A 19,383-nucleotide genomic window follows, 5' to 3' on the forward strand; every position below is an offset into this window, starting at 1 on the left:
CCTATAATGAAGTCATGGAATTCACAACACTTTGTTACAAGGAGGCTGCTATGACCGAAACAGCGTATGTAGGCATTCTTCGTCCGTATGACATCGGCAAATATAGTGTGGAAATGAACTCGAAGCTGCTGCGGAGATACAAATACATGCATGAACGGTTATTCCGCTGTGCGGCCGGGCAGCTTCCGGCAAGAAGTCACTGGCATCTAAAAGCTGCGCTGGGCAAGCATCTTTACGAGGATGCCGAGGCGGTCGGTTCCCTTCGCGCGCGCATTTTGGAGCTTAGAACCTCCCCGATGATGCTGCAAAAAGAACCAAACGTCACATTGACGCTGCTCTTTGAGGAATTGATTCAGGCGCAGAGCGACATGGAACTGCTGGTGGGGGTTTATCGCGTGATAAAGCCGGCACTTTTGAAAGCGTATACCCAGCATATCGCGGACACCCAGCAGCTTGTGGATTATCCGACCATTCGCCTTTTAAAGTTGCTGTCTTCGGATTTGCGCGAGCAGATTGAATGGGGAGAAAACATGATTCAGTCGCTGCATAGCGACGGCGAATCTGTGGAGCAAGCTGACGAGTTCGAGGGTCGGATCAGCGGGTTTTTGGGTGCGGCGGGCGGCATTACGGGCGAGCAAGGCGCTTCGATACAGGTGCCTGCACGCTGGCGATCCGGCAAGACGTATGAGCTGCCGAAGCAAGCTGTTCGGGATGCCAAACGAATGGGACCTCCGGCCCTTGGCCGCACGGCTATACCGCATCAATCGGACGACCCGATTCGCCTTCGACTGCTGGATATGATGAAATCCAGGCAAGAGGAAATGGCCGCCGTGGAGAACGTGGCGAGCGTCATTTACGATCAACTCCATATGCCATGGGAGTTCTATCAGGATTTGGCGCGCCATCTGTGGGATGAAGTGCGGCATGCACTTTTCGGCCAAGCGGCGATGGAGGCGGAAGGCATCGATTGGATGGTGCTGCGGCAGTATGTCGGCGGCTATGATCCGTTAATCGATAAGCTGCCGGCGCAGCGCTACGCGCTTTTGAGCATTGGCTTTGAGGAAAAAGCGATGCGCCGTCCGGGCAAAATCGCTGAGTATGAGTTTTGCAGAGATGAGGCGAAACATCCGCTTATGGAGCGGTTCCAGGACTATGACTGGGCCGATGAAGTAACGCATGCCGCGTTTGGACGCAAATGGACGCCGGAATTATTTGGCGAGGACTTGGACTATGTGCGGCAGGTTGCGGATTTTGAAATGGAAGAACGCAAGAAACTATTTGAAGCATGGGCCAAAATTGAAGGGAGCGAAGGCGGAAGATGAGTGAGAAACGAACGTATGATTTTCAAAGACAAATAGAGACTTATGATCGCGCTGATATTGTCGTTATCGGAGGGGGACCTGCGGGAACAGCGGCTGCTATTTCTGCGGCAAGAAGAGGAAAGAAAGTCATTTTGCTAGAAAAGTCAGGGCAGCTTGGCGGTATGGGCACTTTGGGTAATGTGAGCATTTTTATGCCGATTGGGAACGTAACGGGCATATACCGTGAGATGATCGCAGAGGTGCTCGCCGAATATTTACCGGAGCATCATGATACGTCCATTGCCCCGCAATATTCACCTTTTGAGCTACGGCATTATTTAAATGAGAAAATGAAAAAGGAAGGCGTAGAGGTCATCTACCATACCGAGTTTGTTGGGACGGTCAAGGATGGAACTCGCTTGGAAGCAGTGATTGCGTCCACACGTGAAGGCTTAAAGGCTTTTGAAGCTAAGCAATTCATAGACTGCACTGGGGATGCCAGAGTCGCTCTCGATGCTGGAGTGCCTCATACGTCGGGAAGAGCCGAGGATGGGCTAACTCAGCCGATGACGCTTATGTTTATGATGCAAAACACAGGCAAGCCTGTAACCCCGATCCTGCCGGAAGGCTGCTATTATTATGAAAAAGTGTCCGATCTGCCGCAGGGACGCCATCTATTTTGGGAGCGCAACAAGGATGGTCAGCTCCTTGTGAACATGACTCGGGTCAAAGGCAACGGCGCCAAAATCAAGGATATCAATTACGCCGAAACGGAAGCGCTGAGACAGGTATTCTCCATCGTGCACTATTTACAGCGGAACGGTTTTGAGACCTATGCGCTTTCCCATGTGGCCAATCAGGTCGGCGTAAGGGAAACGAATCAGATTCAGGGGCTGTACACACTAACTGAGCAGGATGTGGTGGAGGGTCGCCGATTCCAAGACGTGGTCGCCCAGACGAATTACGAGATCGACATCCACAGTCCCGATGGCAAAAAGACCACAGACGAGCGCAAAGTCAGCGGCTACGATATTCCGTATCGCTGCATGGTGCCCGATGAGGTGGAAAATCTGCTCGTCGCTGGCCGTTCCATATCCGCTACCCATGTAGCGATGTCTTCTATGCGTGTGCAGCCTACTTGCTATGCGCTGGGGCAGGCAGCGGGGATTGCTGCTTCCATTGCTTTGGACGATGCATGCGTCATTCGCGATGTATCCATTGATGCGCTGCATGAGGGACTGCGTGAGATGAACGTTGTTTTTCATAAGCTGGCTTCGTATTCATAAGCAAAGCAGGTGCACTTGCGGAGCGGAGGCGAGCGCTTCAGCACTTGTAACGATGAAAAACATCGTTACAGCAAGTGTGAGCCGCGCCGAGGAGGGCGCAACGATGAAAAACATCGTTGCAGGTCCGCCCGCGGAGCGGAAGCGAGCACTTCAGCACTTGTAACGATGAAAAACATCGTTACAGCAAATGTGAGCCGCGTAGAGGAGGGCGCAACGATGAAAAACATCGTTGCAAGTCCGCACGCGGAACGGAAGTGAGAGCCTAAATATTCTCCCGATCCAGCAAATAAACTTTCACATTTTTCTTCACGCCGAATTCCTGCGCTTGACTCAAATCGTTCATGAACACATCAATTCGCGAACCGCGAATCGCCGAGCCGATATCCTCAGCTTTGCGAATACCGATCCCCTCAATGAATACGGTGGAGCCTAGTGGAATGACGGCAGGATCGACGGCGATCGTCCGTCCTTCTTTGGCTTTTAACCCGCTGAAGGTGATGCCGTACGTAGGATGGGAGGCCTTTTTACCGGTTGATTCGAATCCCGCTGTATAGGCCGTCAGTGTGGTATTGATCACTTTTTTAATGATTTTTGGCTGTGTATTCGTGGCAGCCGCAGTTGCTCCTGAAGGGATCTTCAGGGTCTGTCCAATTGTCAGCCCACGCGGATCGCCAATCCCGTTGGCCGCCATGAGGTCATTCACATCCACTTCAAAATCACGAGCGATTTTGAACAAGGTATCTCCCCGGTTAACTTGATACTGCGTTGTCGGCGGGATGGTAGTAGTGGTAGTGGTTTCATATTCAACTGCATTTGATGCAAGACTGTAAGATTGCGAGATATCCGTGAACTCGTCGCTGCTTGGATAGGAATAGGCTTTATCTGCAAGCCATAAACTAACTAACAAAGGAATTGTCAGAGTCGTAAACAAGATTTTTAGAAACATCATAGCTCCTCCTCAAAAAGTTAATAGAGTTATAGCTACTAGACTCGTCAAATTTAGATTTTTCTATACGTATTCTATGAAAATTTACTAGATTCAAGCGCGTAAAAGATTCTTTTACGGGCTTTTTTGCTGTTTACAGACGGATTGGCAAACGTTCGTCCTGACGTGAATACACTATAGCAACAACCTAAAGGAATGATGTTCATGCGCCAAGGATACGGAATGTTCCAACAACAATCGGCGAAAATGCGGTTAACACCGCAGCTGCGCAAAGCCATATCGATTCTGCAGCTCTCGACACCTGAATTGCTGGAGGTTGTTCAGCAGGAGATGAACGAGAATCCGGTGTTGGAATACGCCGCCGCTAACGAGCGAACGGTCGGAGGCTCTGCTCCTTCTCGTCCTAACCGCAAGAGGGATGGCGACGCTCCTTATGATCCGCTGCACCATGTCGCTTCGAATGAGGTGTCCCTGGAGAGGCATTTGAAGGAGCAGTTATTTTTCATGAAAAAAGCGCCGCAAAGCGTGCGCCGAATTGTCATTTTTATGATCGGAAATTTGGATAGCAATGGCTATCTAGGTCCTTCGATAAGTGAAATTTCGGATGTAATGAAAGTGGAGCGTGAGCTAGTGGAGCAAGCACTTACGATTCTGCAAAGCTTTGAGCCATCTGGTGTAGGGGCGAGGAATTTGCGGGAATGCCTGCTTTTGCAGGTACAGTCTTTGGCCGAAAGCTTTCCGCTGGTCGCGACACTCATTCGCCATCATCTGAAGGATGTTGCCGATTTTCACATTCATAAGCTATCGCAGCGCTTACAAGCTTCTCCACAAGAAATTCATGCAGCCGTTGACGTCATCAAGGGGTTAAATCCTAGGCCTGGGGCTGCTTTTCATACAGAAGCCATCCACTATATTATGCCAGAGGTCGTCATAGAAAAGTCAGGCGAAAGGCTTGTGGTATTCACTCATCAGGCAGCGCTGCCCCGTCTATCGATGAACGGCTATTATGAGCGAATTGTGAAGGAGGGAAAAGATACGAACGAGGCCGCTCGCTTCCTAACCGGCAAATTGCAATCGGCGATGTTCTTTTTAAGGTGCTTGGAGCAGCGCCGAAAGACGATTTTTCGCGTAGCTCAGGCCATTGCAGAGGAACAAAGCGAATTTTTTTGGAAGGGGACGGCCTATCTCAAACCGATGACGTTGAAACACATTGCCGATAAGCTAGGCATGCATGAATCGACAGTCAGCCGTGCAACGGCCGGCAAATATGCCCAAACACCATGGGGCATCTTCGAGCTCAAGCATTTTTTCCCATCCGGCTTGCCTCAAGACTGTGGAGATGCAGCGTCGTCCGAGCGTGTCAAAGCCAGATTAAAGGAATGGATTCGTAGCGAGAACCCTGCTAAGCCATACTCGGATCCTAAGCTGGCTGCGCTGCTGAAGCAGGAGGGCATCCAGATTTCACGCCGCACGGTGACGAAATATCGGGAGGAGCTCGGCATTTCTTCTTCCCTGAGAAGGAAGCGCATATAGTTAACCTAGAGGGTCATGGCCGGATCAAGGTTTTGGCCCATAAATTCATATCCTCGTATTTATCGTAGATATCGCAGTTTTTCGTCAACCTGCCGTAATAGGCATAGCCCATTTGATAGAAAACAGCATTCATGCCAAAGGAAAGTGCTCTGGACAGCGAGTAAGCGCAGGTAACCTTGCGAGCGATCAATTCATCCTCCAAAGCGTGCATCAAAAGCCTCATGAGCCCTTGGTTGCGAAAGGTCGGAAGTGTGGCGCAATCGGTCATTTCCGCGTTGGCGTACATGGTGTTAATTTCAGCGGATGCAGCGCTAATGAGCTCATCTTGCGATTCGACGAGATAATAAATCGTCCCCTCCTGCATGGTTTTTGCAACATACTGAGGATCATTCATGGGTGTAGGGTAGGTTTGGAAAATCTGGCTGTACAATTGCGACAGCTTCTCTGCATCCTCGATCAAGGCTATTCGCAGATTAAAAGGACCCGGTACAGCGGGTCGATTGGTCTTCCGGGAAAGCGCTAGCACCTTACGCAAAATGTGATCCTCTTCCATCCAATAATCGCTGCTCCGCCGCTCCAGATCGTAATAAAATGCCATACAGTAAGCGTCCACACCATGAAAATATCCTTTATAAATGCCCTCCAACATGCAGCCTTTTCCCAGAAAAACTTGCCAATCCTGCTCCCGCGATTTGATGAAAACTTTGGTCAGCGCATAACTTTTGGCTACATCAGCTATTCGCTCGTAGATGGCATGGACATTGCCTTGATAGTCGTCTACCCGCAATCTTTTGTTCATGAAATCGAGGTAAAAGCTTACCGTATAATCGCTGCCGGTTTCAACTTCCATGTGGGATGTTGGCAGATCATTTGGCATTACGCAGTCCCCCCTTCTTCTTAACATGGTTATATGCTTGGATGCGTTAGATTAGCCTTGTAAAAGTTTACGTTGTTGGTCCAAAGGTGGCATGTATTTTGCTTCGTTATTAGGCAGCAGCAGCTGCGCAAACCCTATCTCATGAAGGAGGCTGAGAGCTTATGCAGTGCATGTGGTGTGAGACGGAAGATGTCCGTGAAGGGGTAAAAGATTGCTACTGGATCATGCCGGACGGGAGGATGGCTGTACAGATTTTGAACGTACCCGCGATCGAGTGCGCGAATTGCCGAACATATGTGCTGGAAGGCACTGCCCAGCAGATCGAAGAGATGCTGTATTGGCATGACGTTTCTGCGCTCGGCAGTTCCTTTCACTATGACGAGCTGATGAAGGCTCCACGGGTCAAGAATATATTTCTCAAATAAAAGGGATGGCTGATTAGTGGGGGTGCCTTATGGGACGGGAGCATTTAATCAAGCCGGTTTTGGATCATCCTTATCCCACGGTTCAATATGGAAAAGGGGTGTACCTCTACGATGAGCAGGGCAAAGCGTATCTGGACGCATCGTCAGGGGCAGTGACGGCCGGCATCGGGCATGGCGTGCAAGAAATAATCGATGCGATGATGGAGCAAGCCAGCAAGGTGTCTTTTGTGTACCGTTCACAGTTCACAAGTGAACCAGCAGAGAAACTGGCGAAGAAGCTGAGCGATTTGGCGCCAGGGGGCGACTATTGGGCCTTCTTCGTGAACAGCGGCTCCGAAGCGACAGAAACGGCGATGAAGATTGCCATTCAGCACTGGCAAGAGAAGGGCCGCTTCGGGAAGAACAAGATGATATCGCGCAGGATGAGCTATCATGGCATCACCATGGGCGCTCTTTCGATGTCTGGCCATGTACTTAGACGAAGGCGGTTTATACCGCTTTTAGAGGATTTCCCAGTCGTTGCTCCCGCTTATTGCTATCGGTGTCCGTTCAAGATGAATGCAGCTTCTTGCCAGCTGGCGTGCGCAGACGACTTGGAAACAGCGATTAAACGAATCGGCGCTGAGCATATTGCCGCCTTCATTGCGGAGCCCATTGTTGGGGCTGCTGGAGGAGCGATTGTTCCGCCTCCGGGTTATTTTAAGAAAATTAAGGAGATCTGTGATCGCTATGACATCTTGTTTATCGCCGATGAGGTGATGACCGGTATTGCTCGGACGGGTGAAATGTTTGGCATGCAGCACGAAGGCGTAGAGCCCGATCTGATAGCGCTCGGGAAAGGGTTGAGTGCCGGCTACACACCAATGGCGGCCACGCTGGTGAAGGATCATGTGATGGCGCCCATTTTACAGGGCTCCAAAAGCATAATGGCCGGCCATACGTACAGCGCCAACCCGCAGTCTGCCGCCATTTCGCTGGCCGTACTGGACTACGCCCTGAAGCATCAACTTGCTCAATCAGCTCGAAGGATGGGAGCTTATTTACTGGCTAAGCTGCGTCAAATGGCGGATAGCATCGCAATCATTGGCGACGTCAGGGGGAGAGGTTTACTGCTGGCTCTCGAATTCGTTCGAAATCGGGACGATAAGACGATGTTTCCGCCTGCAGCGGGCATCACTTCCCGAATCATAGATAAAGCCTTTCACAAAGGCTTACTCGTTTATCCCGCAGCTGGCGCTGTGGATGGTGCTGGGGACGCCATTATTGTGGCGCCGCCTCTGGTGATTACGGAAGCGGAAATCGATCAGCTTGCACAACTTTTGGAAGAAGCGATTCGCGAAGTCATGGATGAGCTGACGAGAGAGTCGGCAGGAGGTGGCGAAGATGGAGAGATCTGAGCTGAGCAAAGTGAAGAGCTTGGAAGAGGCGCTTCATGCGATTAACGATGGCTGCACGCTCATGTACGGCGGGTTTGGCGGTATTGGCACACCTCCGACGCTGATTGATGGTATTTTAAACAAAGGGGTCAAAGACTTAACGATTATCGGCAACGACACCGGTTTTCCTCATATCGGGATTGGCCGTTTAGTGACCGCTGGACGGGTGCGAAAGGTGATTGCCTCCCATATCGGCTCCAATCCTAACGCTGGTCAAATGATGGAGGACGGCTCCATGGAGGTTGTCTTTTACCCGCAAGGCACACTGGCGGAGAAAATTCGGGCAGGCGGAGTAGGCCTCGGAGGTATTTTGGTGGACGTTGGTGTCGGAACGATGATGGGAGAAGGCAGGGACACGGTGTCGATCGATGAGCGGACGTATTTAGTAGAGCCAGCTCTGACGGCTGATGTGGCGATTGTTCATGCTTTGAAGGCGGACCCTTTCGGCAATCTTGTCTATGATAAAAGCGGTAGAAATTACAATCCGCTCGTGGCGATGGCTGGGACTTTTACCATTGCCGAGGTCGATGACATTGTGCCGCTTGGCGCGCTGGACCCCGAAAGTATTATCACACCAGGCATTTTCGTCGACATGGTCATCCTCAGCAAAGGAGTGAATTGGCAATGGGTATGGGAAAAGAAAACCGTGACCGAATAGCGAAACGAGCCGCTCAGGAGTTGAAAAACGGGATGGCCGTCAATTTGGGAATTGGCATCCCGACTCAGGTTGCGGACTATGTGCCGGAGGGTGTTCAGATTGTTTTTCATGCAGAAAATGGCATCTTGTACGCAGGCGGAGCCCCGAAACCAGGGGAAGAAGATGCGTTCCTCTGCAACGCGGGTGGATATCCGCTCACGATTCTGGGCGGAGCCTCCTATTGCGATAGCTCGATTGCTTTTGCCATGATTCGCAGGGGCTGCATTGATATTACGATCCTTGGGGCGCTGGAGGTTAGCGAGCGCGGTGATTTGGCGAATTGGATCGTACCTGGTAAGCGGGTGGCCGGCATCGGCGGTGCGATGGAGCTTGCGCAAAAAGCGAAGAAAGTCATCGTGCTCATGAACCATATCAATCGGCAGGGTGAATCCAAAGTGAAGAAGCAGTGCGACTTGCCGCTGACCGCCAGGGCTTGTGTGAAGCTGATTATTACGGAAATGGCCGTGATGGAAGTGACGGAGCAGGGACTGCTTTTGAAGGAGATCATGTTGCCCTATACGGTAGATGACATCGTGCGTCATACGGAGGCAGCCTTGATCATTCCGGAACATATTTCATACATTCCATAATGTGTTGCCAACCATAAGGAGGGAATTCCTTTGCCGAATCCTAGTACTGACCAGCCAGGGAAGGCCGAGTTGCCCGAGCTTTCAAAGCGAATTCATGAGTGGATCACGCTGCATCGTGACGCTGGGACCGCACTGCTGCAGCAAATGGTCCGAATTGCAAGCACACAAGGCAACGAGAAGGAGGTTCAACTGCTCGTTGCCGATCAACTGCGAGGCCTGAGAATGGATGTGGATATGTGGGAACCGGACGGAGAGGAGCTTGCAGATCATCCGTATTTTTGCTCAACACGGAGCCGCTTTGCAGGTAGTCCCAACGTTGTGGGAGTTAAGAAGGGGACAGGAGGGGGACGTTCGATCCTGCTGAACGGTCATGTGGACGTTGTGCCGGAGGGTCAGCGGAATCAGTGGGCGCACGATCCCTATAGCGGTGAAGTGGTTGACGGCAAGCTATATGGACGTGGCTCAACGGATATGAAAGGCGGCAATATAGCGCTTTTGCTTGCTCTTGGGGCTATTCAGGGTCTCGGTCTGAAGCTGAAAGGCGACGTTATTTTCCAAAGCGTTGTGGAAGAAGAAAGCGGCGGGGCGGGGACGCTAGCGGCCATCCTACGAGGTTACCGGGCTGACGCAGCTCTGATTCCGGAACCGACGAATTTCCGTATTTTTCCCAAACAGCAAGGCTCGATGTGGTTCCGAATTGAAGTCAAAGGACGCTCGGCGCATGGCGGAACAAGGTACGAAGGCGTTAGCGCTATCGAGAAAAGCATCAAGGTCATTCAGCATATCCTAGAGCTTGAGAAGGAGAGGAATGCCAGGATCACAGATCCGCTGTACGCGAACAATCCCATTCCGATTCCCATTAATCTGGGTGTCATTCAAGGCGGGAATTGGCCATCATCTGTTCCAGATACGGTCAAAGTGGAGGGGCGCATGGGGGTTGCTCCTGAGGAGAAGCTGCAAGATGCCAAGGTAGAAATGCTGAGGTGGTTGGAGCAGTTGAAGGAAGTGGATCCTTGGTTTGCAGAGCATCCGCCTGAACTACAGTGGTTTGGAGCGCAATGGGTTCCGGGCAGCGTTGACCCGGAGCACCCTTTGATGCAAGTGCTTATGCAGCAATTTCGCGCGGTAAAACAAGATGAGCCCGTCATAGAAGCATCGCCATGGGGCACAGACGGCGGCTTGTTAACGCAGCTGGGCGATACGCCCTGTATTGTTTTTGGCCCAGGGATTACGCAAGTGGCGCATTACCCGAATGAGCACATTGTGCTGGAGGATGTGTTTACAGCTGCTGAGATTATCGCGCTAACCTTGATTGACTGGTGCGGTTTTGACAGAATGGAGGCATAGGGGATGGATGTGAGGGAGAGAAGGACGAAGTACATTGAAATGAAGACCTCTCTGCCGGGGCCGCAGGCTCAGAAGCTGCTCAATCGGCGTATGGCTAGCATTCCGCGGGGGCCGTTTAATACCGTATCTACCTTTGCGGCAAAAGGGGAGGGAGCCCTGCTCACCGATGTCGACGGGAATACATTTATCGATTTCGCTGGTGCAATTGGTTCTTTAAATGTCGGTCATTGTCCGCCCAAAGTGGTGGAAGCGCTGAAAGCGCAGCTGGAGAACTATTTGCATCCATGCTTTCATGTGATGATGTATGAGCCCTATGTGGCTCTTGCTGAGAAATTAAATGAAATAACGCCGGGTGATCATGAGAAAAAAACGTTTTTTTTGAATAGCGGGGCAGAGGCGGTTGAAAATGCCGTGAAAATCGCACGCAAGTATACGGGGCGCAAAGCTATTATTTCTTTTGAGCGCGGCTTTCACGGAAGAACCTATATGGCGATGTCGCTCACGAGTAAAGTGAAGCCGTACAAAAATGGCTTCGGCCCTTTCGCGCCTGATACCTATAAAATGCCTTATCCTTACTACTACCGTGCTCCGGGCGGTATGTCAGCGGATGAGCTGGATGCTTACATTTTGCAGAGGTTTGATGAGTTTTTCTTGTCTGAGGTTCCGGGTGAGGACGTCGCTGCCGTGATTCTAGAGCCGGTTCAAGGCGAAGGGGGTTTTGTCATCCCTTCCACGCGTTTCATTCAAGGAGTCAAAGCCATTTGCGAGAAATATGGGATTCTGCTTATCGCCGATGAAGTGCAGACGGGTTTTGGGCGAACGGGTAAAATGTTTGCGATGGAGCACCACGGTGTTGTGCCGGATCTCATGACGATGTCCAAATCCATTGCGGCTGGTCTCCCCATCAGCGCTGTGACCGGCAGGGCTGAAATTATGGATGCCCCCGGAGTTGGGGAAATTGGGGGGACGTATGGCGGCAGTCCGCTTGGCTGCGTTGCTGCTCTGCAAGTCATTGCCATGCTAGAGGAGGAGCGGCTTGCCGAACGGGCTGCACGGATCGGGGAAGCCGTCACTGAGCGGTTTCGGCGGCTGCAGCAGGAACTCAGCTATATCGGAGATGTACGCACATTGGGCGCCATGAGTGCTATTGAGGTAGTGAAAGATCCAGTGAGCCGAGCACCGGATAAGGAGCTGACGGCTCGGATTCTGCAGGAGGCGCATCAGCACGGCGTTATCGTGATGAGTGCAGGCATATACGGAAATGTGATTCGAATCTTAAGTCCGCTAGTGATCACAGACGAACAGCTTCTTGAAGGCCTTGATGTGCTGGAGGCGGCGTTCAGGGCTTGCGGCGGTTAGAAAAGCAGTTAGAAAAGGGGAAACAGCATGAAGAAGCATTTATTCATTGATGGGAAATGGGTAGAAGCCGGCGAGTATCGGCCCTTATTCTCACCTTACAGCGGTGAACAAATTGCCGAAATTGCTTACGCAGGGGCGGCTGAGGTGCAGCATGCACTGGAAGCGGCTGAAAGAGCGAGACCTTCGATGGCGCGTATGCCGGCACATGAACGCGCTGCGATATTGGAGCGGCTGGCGGCCTTGATAAGTGATAAGGCGGATGAGTGCGCTGGAATTATCGCGCTTGAAGCAGCGAAGCCGCTGAAAACAGCGAGGCTTGAAGTGGAGCGAACCATCGCAACTTACAAGTTCGCCGCTGAAGAGGCGAAGCGGATTCACGGCGAAACGATTCCGATGGATGCAGCGCCTGGCGGGGAGGATCGCGTGGCGTATACGATCCGCCAGCCACTCGGCGTTATTGCGGCGATAACACCGTTTAACTTTCCGATGAATTTGGTTGCGCATAAGGTGGGTCCCGCGCTGGCTGCGGGCAACACGATTGTTTTGAAGCCGGCAGGACAGACGCCGTTATCTGCGTTATTACTGGCGGAACTTCTGCAGCAGGCGGGGCTTCCCGCAGGGGCGCTGAACGTTGTAACGGGTAGTGGGAGCGTTATTGGCGATATGCTGGTGACGGATGCAAGAGTGAAGGCGGTGACCTTCACGGGAAGCCCGGAGGTCGGGATTGCCATACGGAGTAAGGCAGGTCTCAAAAAAGTGATTTTAGAACTAGGCTCCAATTCTGCCCTCATTGTGGATCAAGGGACGGATGTGGACAGCATGATCGCGCGGGCAGTTACAGGAGCTTTCTCGTACGCTGGTCAGGTGTGCATTTCTATTCAGCGAATCTATGTGCATGAGCAGCTATTTGATGAATTTGCCCGGAAATTCGTCAAGCAGACGGAGCTGCTTCAATTAGGCGATCCGCTTGATCCCAAGACGGATGTGTCGGCTGTCATCACTCCGCGTGAGGCGCAGCGGGCGTTGGAATGGATTACGGACGCCGAGCAATCTGGCGCTGTTGTCGCGACCGGCAACAAGAAGGAGGGGAATGTCGTTCATCCGACAGTCCTGCTGCATGTTGCAGAGGCGAGCAGCATCTCCTGTAGGGAGGCTTTTGCTCCCGTTGTGATGATCAATAGAATCGCCACCGTTGAGGAGGGGATAGGGCTGGTTAATGACTCCCGGTACGGCCTGCAAGCGGGGATCTATACGCAAAACATCCGGACTGCGTTTGCCGCTGCCGAAGCGTTAGAGGTGGGGGGTGTCATGATTAATGACATTCCCACCTTCCGCGTAGACCACATGCCGTATGGCGGCGTTAAGGAGAGCGGCACAGGGCGTGAAGGCGTGAAATACGCCGTGGAAGAGCTGACGGAGCTGAAGCTAATTTGTTTTAAAAAGTAGCGCTGGCTGCTCCGTCTGCCTGTCCGCTCGCATAAAAGTTGAAGGGGAGCCCCTAAGTAGAATGTTCTACTTGGGGGCATCCCCTTCATTGTTTAATCAGGCGCAACACTGCGACACTTGTGTGTGCGAGGAACTACAGGGCGCTAATTCAGCGAAATAGGCCGAATTCAGCCTTTATGGGAACTACAGGGCTTTATATCCGCCGAAATGCCTGGATTTCGGCCGGAAACGGCAGAATAGCGGACCGTAGTTCCCTCGACGCGACGCAATGCCGCTTTCTTGCAAAATAGCGGCCTGTAGTTCCCATGCCGCTCATTTTCACACTCAGCTCTCCGCACTAGGCTCCTTACCCTCACTATGCGCCTCCGAGGACGCCTTGCTCTCGATCGCACTTGCCTTGCCTTCATCAGCGCCAGTCTTGCTCTCTTTCTTCTGCGCCTTCATCAGCTTATCCTTCATTTCATCCCGTTTTGACCGGCGATCCTTCAATGAGGCGTGCTCTGGCGCCTCCGAGTAGGCTTTTCTTCTGCCAATCCGGTGCAAATTTTCTGGCACTAAGTTGAATTTTTCATCTTTCATCAGCGCGATAATGCCCGTGCTTTCCGGTTGCTTCTCAATCCCGTAGATTTCGTTGAAATACTCATCCGCCCGGCCCGGCACATAGTTCTTGGGCTCTGGGTAACCAACGATGACGCCTTCGTAGTTGCGCAAAATCACCTTATCTTGGCTCTGCGAGATCAAATAGTTAGGCTGAAGCGCAATTTTACCGCCGCCGCCGGGAGCATCGACAACGAAGGTTGGCACCGCATAGCCCGAAGTATGTCCACGCAGTGCTTCGATAATCTCGAGACCCTTGGACACCGGAGCCCGGAAATGGCCGATACCTTCGGACAAATCACATTGGTAAATGTAATAAGGGCGCACGCGTATTTTTACAAGATCATGCATGAGCTTTTTCATAATATAGGTGCTATCGTTGATGCCCGCTAGAATGACGGACTGATTGCCGAGTGGAACACCCGCATCGGCGAGCATGGCGCATGATTTTTTCGCTTCTTCCGTCATTTCTAGCGGATGGTTGAAATGCGTATTGAGCCAAACGGGGTGATACTTTTTGATGATGGAACACAAATGCTCCGTAATCCGCTGAGGGAAAACAACCGGTGCCCTTGTACCGATCCGGATGATTTCGACATGGGGAATCGCCCGCAAATTTTTCAGTATATATTCCAAAATATTGTCATTGATCAGCAGCCCATCCCCACCAGATAGCAGAACGTCGCGCACCTCCGGCGTATTCCGGATATACGCAATGGCGTCATCCAACTGCTTTTTGGGAACGCCCATGCCCACTTGACCGGAGAATCGGCGGCGCGTGCAGTAACGGCAGTACATGGAGCACTGATTGGTAACTAGAAAAAGCACCCGATCCGGGTACCGATGCGTTAAACCAGGTGTAGGAGAGTCTTCATCCTCGTGTAGAGGGTCCTCCAGGTCATATTTTGTTTTCAGCAATTCGGCGGAAACAGGGACAGATTGCATACGAATCGGGCATCTCGGATCATCAGGATTCATCAGAGATGCATAGTAGGGGGTAATATTCAAAGGGATCGTTTGCGTTGAGATGCGCACGCCCTCTTCTTCTTCAGGAGTTAGATTCACGACTTTTTTCAAATCATCCAAGGAACGAATGGTATGTGTCAGCTGCCAAAGCCAATCATTCCACTGCTCATCCGTGACGTTTTTCCATAGCGCAACTTGCTTCCAGTGACGTCGTTCCATAATGGCACCTCCAGTATTGATGTTTGCTCAGTAATAGAAGATGCAAAAAGCATGCCAACATTTCCTCACGACTTCGGAAAACGCAAAAAAGACTCCTTGCGGAGTCTGGCAGACTAAGGCTTTCTCACGATGCCGTAGCGATTAAGCTTATATTGCAGGGCTTGGCGTTTGATGCCGAGAGCTTGAGCGGTGAGGGTGATATTGTACTGATGGTGGGTGAGCGCGTTCACAATCGCTTCTTTTTCCAGCTGCTTCACCTTATCGGTTAATCCACGTGAGATCACCGCCTTCTCATCCTGCTGCTCCAATCGGAGCGCATTATTCCCCGTGATCGAAGCGGGAAGGTGAGCTTCTTCAATGATTTCGCACTCCAGTTCCATCATATTATAGGTCGATTCGATTGCATGGCTCAGCTCGCGAATATTACCAGGCCAGTGATAGTCTAGCAAACGCTGCATGGCTGCTGGCGCTATGCCCGTAATTTTCATGCCAAACAGGTCATTAAATGTATCAATAAAATGATTCGTCAAAATCGGAATATCCTCTTTGCGCCCAGCGAGCGGAGGAAGCGTTAGATTCACAACATTCAGCCTGTAAAAAAGATCGCTGCGCAAGAGCCCCTTATCCAAGGCTTCCTTAGGATCAATGTTCATGGCCGTAATGATGCGGACATCTACCTGCAGCTCCTGTGTGCCCCCAACCCGGCGAACAAGCCCGTCCTGCAGCACGCGCAGCAGTTTGGCCTGTAGAACTAAATCCAAGCTGTTCAATTCATCGAGAAAAAGCGTCCCGCCATTCGCCTGCTCAAATAAGCCTGCACGGTCGATTGCCCCTGTGAATGCGCCCCTTGCCGTTCCGAACATGATGCCTTCCATAAGCTCGTTGGGGACAGCTGCACAATTTTGTGCAATAAAAAGACGGCTTCTTCGAGCCCCGGCATTATGGATGCTTTGGGCCACTAATTCTTTACCTGTGCCGGTGGGGCCGCATATTAGGACAGGCGAGCTTGTACGCGAAACTTTTTTGGCAAAAGAAATCGTCTGAAGGAAAGCCTCATTACTGCCGATTAAATCGCTGAAATGATAGCGGGCGGAGCTCGTGATCTTCTTATCTTTGGAAGGGGACTCGTAAATTTGATGCCGAAGGTCTAGAATTTGATCGTGGAGATGAACGATGCTTGTAATATCTTTGGCCACCTCTAGGGCGCCGATAATGTCTCCATTTTCCAGAAGCGGGTACGTGCTGTTAATGGTGGTGATTCTTTTGCCAGTGACGCTGACATACGTTTGGATTTTCTCGCGGATTTCTATACCCGTTTGCAGCACCTTCATGAAAGTGCTCGTATCGTTGGTTAGAGAAGGGAACAGCTCAAAAAAGTTTTTCCCGACAACCTGCTCACGCTTCAGCCCATCTGTTTCCGCCATCTTATCATTATAGAAAATAGTGATTCCCTCACGGTCAATGAGATGAACACCGACATCAATGATATTCAGCATTTTTTCAAAATAAGCCGATCCATGCTCGTTCTGCCCGGACATTATGTACACCCCCTCGCGTTAAGGATGGTTCAATGATTCACTTAACATTTTATGCCGGCGGGAGCTGAATATGACCTGGTAACGCAAAAAGCCGAAGGGACATGGCCCTTAACGGCTTAGGTTGTTAGGTATGAGTTCAATTAATGAGACATGGCAGTTCCGATTAATTTCAGATACAAAATGTCGCCTGTTTTTGCCCACATCAGAAAATGGTAGCGGTTGAGCAGAACGTTCTTTTTCATGTCAGTTTTCATTTGCAGCACCTCCTTTTTGTTAGTAGAAGAATTGATAGAGTAATAGATACTAGATTTGACCAAATCATAGAATTATATACATCGGGGGCTGATAGCTTGAAAAAAAGCGATAGAAATGTAAAGATGCGTTATATAGGATGAGGGTAGAAGGGAATGTGACCGTAATGTCAGAAGAACGATTAGCTGTATTAGAAGTAGATATTGATCAGGCAGGATATGACGAGGTTCCGGATATTATAAAAAACATTCATTTTGAGGTGCGGCAAGGTGAACTTGTAGGTCTGTTAGGTCCCAATGGAGCTGGCAAAAGCACAACGATGAAGAGCATCCTAGGCTTGTTGAAGGATTTCAAAGGGAAAGTCTCTTTTATGGGTGAGCGAAAAAGCTACGCTTATATTCCAGAGCATCCTATTCTGTATGATGAGTTGACGTTGTGGGAGCATATGGAATTCGCTGCTTCTGTTTATGAACTAGATCGAACGGTATTTCTGGAGCGAGCAGATGATCTCTTGCACAGGTTCCGGCTTTTGGATGAAAAGCATCAATTACCAGGCAAATTTTCCAAAGGGATGCAGCAGAAAATCATGCTGATCCTGGGCTTTTTGAATAAACCGGACGTGTATATTGTTGATGAGCCCTTCATTGGATTGGATCCGAAGGCGATCAAAGATTTCATAGGGATGTTGGATGAGGAACGTAAGCGGGGCGCTGGGATTTTGATGAGTACCCACGTTTTAGACACGGCAGAGCGTATTTGCAGCTCGTTTGTGCTTCTGTCAGGCGGCAGATTGGTGGCTAATGGATCCCTGAAGGACATTCAAGAACAATGCGGCATGCCGGACGCGCCATTATTCGACTGCTTCCATTCCTTACTATAGAGAGGGGGACCGTACTTTGAAAAACAGTTTTCAGCTTTTTGCGCGGCGGGTTCGATCGGATTGGTTATTTCAGTATAAAGCGTTACGCATGGCGGTGGATTGGGTTATTGCGATCTATTTTGTCATTCCGCTGATCATTGTGGCTGGTTATCAATACTACTCTTGGTGGGCGACACAGCCTTCTTGGTTCACCTTTATCACGTTGTTTCTGGTGGGCACGGTCTTTTATTTGTTCACTTGGCTCGGAACCATTCGGTATTTTGTTGAGGAAGGCGATCAGCTTTTCCTTCGGCAGAACCAGAGGTGGTTTCAGCATCTCATGCGTCTTGGGCATCGATATTCCCTTGTACTGCAGGGGGTTACAACGCTTCTATTGGTGCTCGTTTTTCTTCCATTGCTTGTTCAGACGTATGGTTTTCGTGCGCCTCAGATTATTTCCTTGTGGTTAATTACCTATATGCTGAAAATTAATTTAGGCTTGCTTCGCCAATTGGTAGCCCTTCGTATGCAGGGAATCCTCTATTGGATACTTCGGATCGTTGCTTTTGCAGGGTTGTTCTTCGTGTATCAAGAACTGGTTGCAGTGATTAGTCAGAACGCACTTTATATTTGGGCGATTCTGTTATTTCTTCTCGTACTGGCTGTGTTCTTAAGCAGATTGCGGCTACAAGAGAAAGGGGCCTTCTTCGCAGATATCGCCAGAGAGCGAGACTCGCGGATGCGGATTGTTTCTTTGATGTTAATTCGTGTTACGGAGCGAAAAAGGAAACCGAAGCGCAAGCGCCCTTTATTATTCAAAAATTCACAACGCTTGTTTAAAGGAAAAGGCGCCGGCAACGGAATCGCTGATTTATTAGTAAAATCCTTTTTTAGAAATGGGACGCAGTGGAAGCAAACGATCCAGTTTGCCGCTCTGATTAGTGCGGCAATGTTTATCATGCCGGGACCTCTTAAAATTGTGGTCTGGATTGTTGCCGCATGCGCGTTGGTATTTTGGAGAAAATCATTTTGTAAAGACGAGCTAACGACACCATTTTTAACTCTTTTTCCTATCCAAGATACTGCGAAACATCAAGCTCTCCAATTATCGACACCTATTCTTGTGCTGCCTGCGCTGATCCTGATAAGCTTATGTCTGGGGATCTCTTTCTTCACTTGGTGGGGACCTATCCTGATGATAGGGGCTGCAATTCCGCTCGCTTATGGGACTTCTTCTGTATTTACAAGTTGGTATTGAATGGCGAGTGCTTCACTGAAATAAGCTATATACGAAAAGAACAATGTTGTAGGGATACAGCGTTGTTCTTTTTTTCGTGGGCTTGAAGTCTAATTAGAGGTTGTAATCCTTCTGGAACCATGGTATATTCCTAATCTGTCGTTCAAAGACAGGTTATACAGCACTCAGAAACATGTCGAAAAAAGAATTTTAAAAAAAGCTTGCAAATCAAATTTCGACATGGTATATTACTTTTCGCTGCTTCGGTAACACGGCAGAGAACGAAAGAAATTGATCTTTGAAAACTGAACAACGAGTGAGTAAGCACGAACGAGAAATCGTTCAAAAATAGAGATTATTTTAATCTCGCTAGCAAGTCAATGAGCTATTAAGCTTTCAGATATAAGGACGAGCAATCGTCAACTATTATGGAGAGTTTGATCCTGGCTCAGGACGAACGCTGGCGGCGTGC

At 50.2% G+C, this 19,383-nt stretch carries 16 protein-coding genes; 12 read left to right on the forward strand and 4 right to left on the reverse strand.

Annotated features, from left to right (window positions below):
* Positions 1-50: 50 nt before the first annotated feature.
* Together AC58VC_RS37140 and AC58VC_RS37145 are read left to right on the forward strand one after the other, a co-directional pair.
* The gene (locus tag AC58VC_RS37140; protein ID WP_497376485.1) at positions 51-1,322 is read left to right on the forward strand and encodes a hypothetical protein; all 1,272 of its coding nucleotides are present in this window, start codon (positions 51-53) and stop codon (positions 1,320-1,322) included.
* A complete protein-coding gene (locus AC58VC_RS37145) occupies positions 1,319-2,587 on the forward strand; it encodes an FAD-dependent oxidoreductase (RefSeq protein WP_497376486.1) in 1,269 nt (422 codons plus the stop codon). The genes AC58VC_RS37140 and AC58VC_RS37145 overlap by 4 nt, the downstream gene beginning before the upstream one ends.
* A 262-nt stretch (positions 2,588-2,849) precedes the next feature.
* On the opposite strand, the gene AC58VC_RS37150 is transcribed toward AC58VC_RS37145, so the two are convergent.
* Positions 2,850-3,533, reverse strand: coding sequence for a 3D domain-containing protein (locus tag AC58VC_RS37150; RefSeq protein WP_497376487.1), 684 nt, complete (start codon positions 3,531-3,533; stop codon positions 2,850-2,852).
* 204 nt (positions 3,534-3,737) lie between these two features.
* Between AC58VC_RS37150 and rpoN the strand changes: the two genes are divergently transcribed.
* The gene (gene rpoN, locus AC58VC_RS37155) at positions 3,738-5,066 is read left to right on the forward strand and encodes an RNA polymerase factor sigma-54 (RefSeq protein ID WP_497376488.1); all 1,329 of its coding nucleotides are present in this window, start codon (positions 3,738-3,740) and stop codon (positions 5,064-5,066) included.
* A 13-nt stretch (positions 5,067-5,079) separates the two neighbouring features.
* Here rpoN and ablB read toward each other — a convergent pair whose 3' ends face one another.
* The gene (gene ablB, locus AC58VC_RS37160; protein ID WP_497376489.1) at positions 5,080-5,943 is read right to left on the reverse strand and encodes a putative beta-lysine N-acetyltransferase; all 864 of its coding nucleotides are present in this window, start codon (positions 5,941-5,943) and stop codon (positions 5,080-5,082) included.
* Between the two features lie 161 nt (positions 5,944-6,104).
* Here ablB and AC58VC_RS37165 point away from each other — a divergent pair, with 161 nt between their 5' ends.
* The 7 genes from AC58VC_RS37165 to AC58VC_RS37195 all read left to right on the forward strand — a co-directional run bounded on the left by AC58VC_RS37165 (position 6,105) and on the right by AC58VC_RS37195 (position 13,243).
* A complete protein-coding gene (locus tag AC58VC_RS37165; protein WP_497376490.1) occupies positions 6,105-6,368 on the forward strand; it encodes a YokU family protein in 264 nt (87 codons plus the stop codon).
* 29 nt (positions 6,369-6,397) lie between these two features.
* On the forward strand, positions 6,398-7,765 hold the full coding sequence (locus tag AC58VC_RS37170; protein WP_497376491.1) for an aspartate aminotransferase family protein: 1,368 nt from the start codon (positions 6,398-6,400) through the stop codon (positions 7,763-7,765).
* Positions 7,752-8,462 carry a CoA transferase subunit A gene (locus tag AC58VC_RS37175; RefSeq protein ID WP_497376492.1) on the forward strand — a complete coding sequence of 237 codons (711 nt, stop codon included), beginning with the start codon at positions 7,752-7,754 and terminating at the stop codon, positions 8,460-8,462. Before AC58VC_RS37170 ends, AC58VC_RS37175 begins: the two co-directional genes overlap by 14 nt.
* Positions 8,429-9,091 (forward strand): 3-oxoacid CoA-transferase subunit B, encoded by a 663-nt coding sequence (locus AC58VC_RS37180; RefSeq protein WP_497376493.1) that lies wholly within the window; start codon positions 8,429-8,431, stop codon positions 9,089-9,091. The genes AC58VC_RS37175 and AC58VC_RS37180 overlap by 34 nt, the downstream gene beginning before the upstream one ends.
* A gap of 69 nt (positions 9,092-9,160) precedes the next feature.
* Entirely contained in the window at positions 9,161-10,438 is a 1,278-nt protein-coding gene (locus AC58VC_RS37185; protein ID WP_497376503.1) for a peptidase, read from the forward strand.
* A 39-nt stretch (positions 10,439-10,477) separates the two neighbouring features.
* Positions 10,478-11,797 carry a 4-aminobutyrate--2-oxoglutarate transaminase gene (gabT, locus tag AC58VC_RS37190; protein ID WP_497376494.1) on the forward strand — a complete coding sequence of 440 codons (1,320 nt, stop codon included), beginning with the start codon at positions 10,478-10,480 and terminating at the stop codon, positions 11,795-11,797.
* A gap of 27 nt (positions 11,798-11,824) precedes the next feature.
* Positions 11,825-13,243 carry an aldehyde dehydrogenase family protein gene (locus tag AC58VC_RS37195; RefSeq protein ID WP_497376495.1) on the forward strand — a complete coding sequence of 473 codons (1,419 nt, stop codon included), beginning with the start codon at positions 11,825-11,827 and terminating at the stop codon, positions 13,241-13,243.
* A gap of 324 nt (positions 13,244-13,567) precedes the next feature.
* Here the strand turns inward: AC58VC_RS37195 and kamA are convergent, their stop codons facing one another.
* Both kamA and AC58VC_RS37205 read right to left on the reverse strand, forming a co-directional pair.
* Positions 13,568-15,025: a lysine 2,3-aminomutase gene (gene kamA / locus AC58VC_RS37200; RefSeq protein WP_497376496.1), complete on the reverse strand. Its 1,458-nt coding sequence runs from the start codon at positions 15,023-15,025 to the stop codon at positions 13,568-13,570.
* Between the two features lie 113 nt (positions 15,026-15,138).
* The gene (locus AC58VC_RS37205; protein WP_497376497.1) at positions 15,139-16,563 is read right to left on the reverse strand and encodes a sigma-54 interaction domain-containing protein; all 1,425 of its coding nucleotides are present in this window, start codon (positions 16,561-16,563) and stop codon (positions 15,139-15,141) included.
* 418 nt (positions 16,564-16,981) lie between these two features.
* Here AC58VC_RS37205 and AC58VC_RS37210 point away from each other — a divergent pair, with 418 nt between their 5' ends.
* Positions 16,982-17,695 (forward strand): ABC transporter ATP-binding protein, encoded by a 714-nt coding sequence (locus tag AC58VC_RS37210; RefSeq protein WP_497376498.1) that lies wholly within the window; start codon positions 16,982-16,984, stop codon positions 17,693-17,695.
* 16 nt (positions 17,696-17,711) lie between these two features.
* Positions 17,712-18,932 (forward strand): ABC transporter permease, encoded by a 1,221-nt coding sequence (locus AC58VC_RS37215; protein WP_497376499.1) that lies wholly within the window; start codon positions 17,712-17,714, stop codon positions 18,930-18,932.
* Positions 18,933-19,383: the final 451 nt, after the last annotated feature.

The sequence above is a fragment of the Paenibacillus sp. J22R67 genome (genome assembly GCF_059692175.1).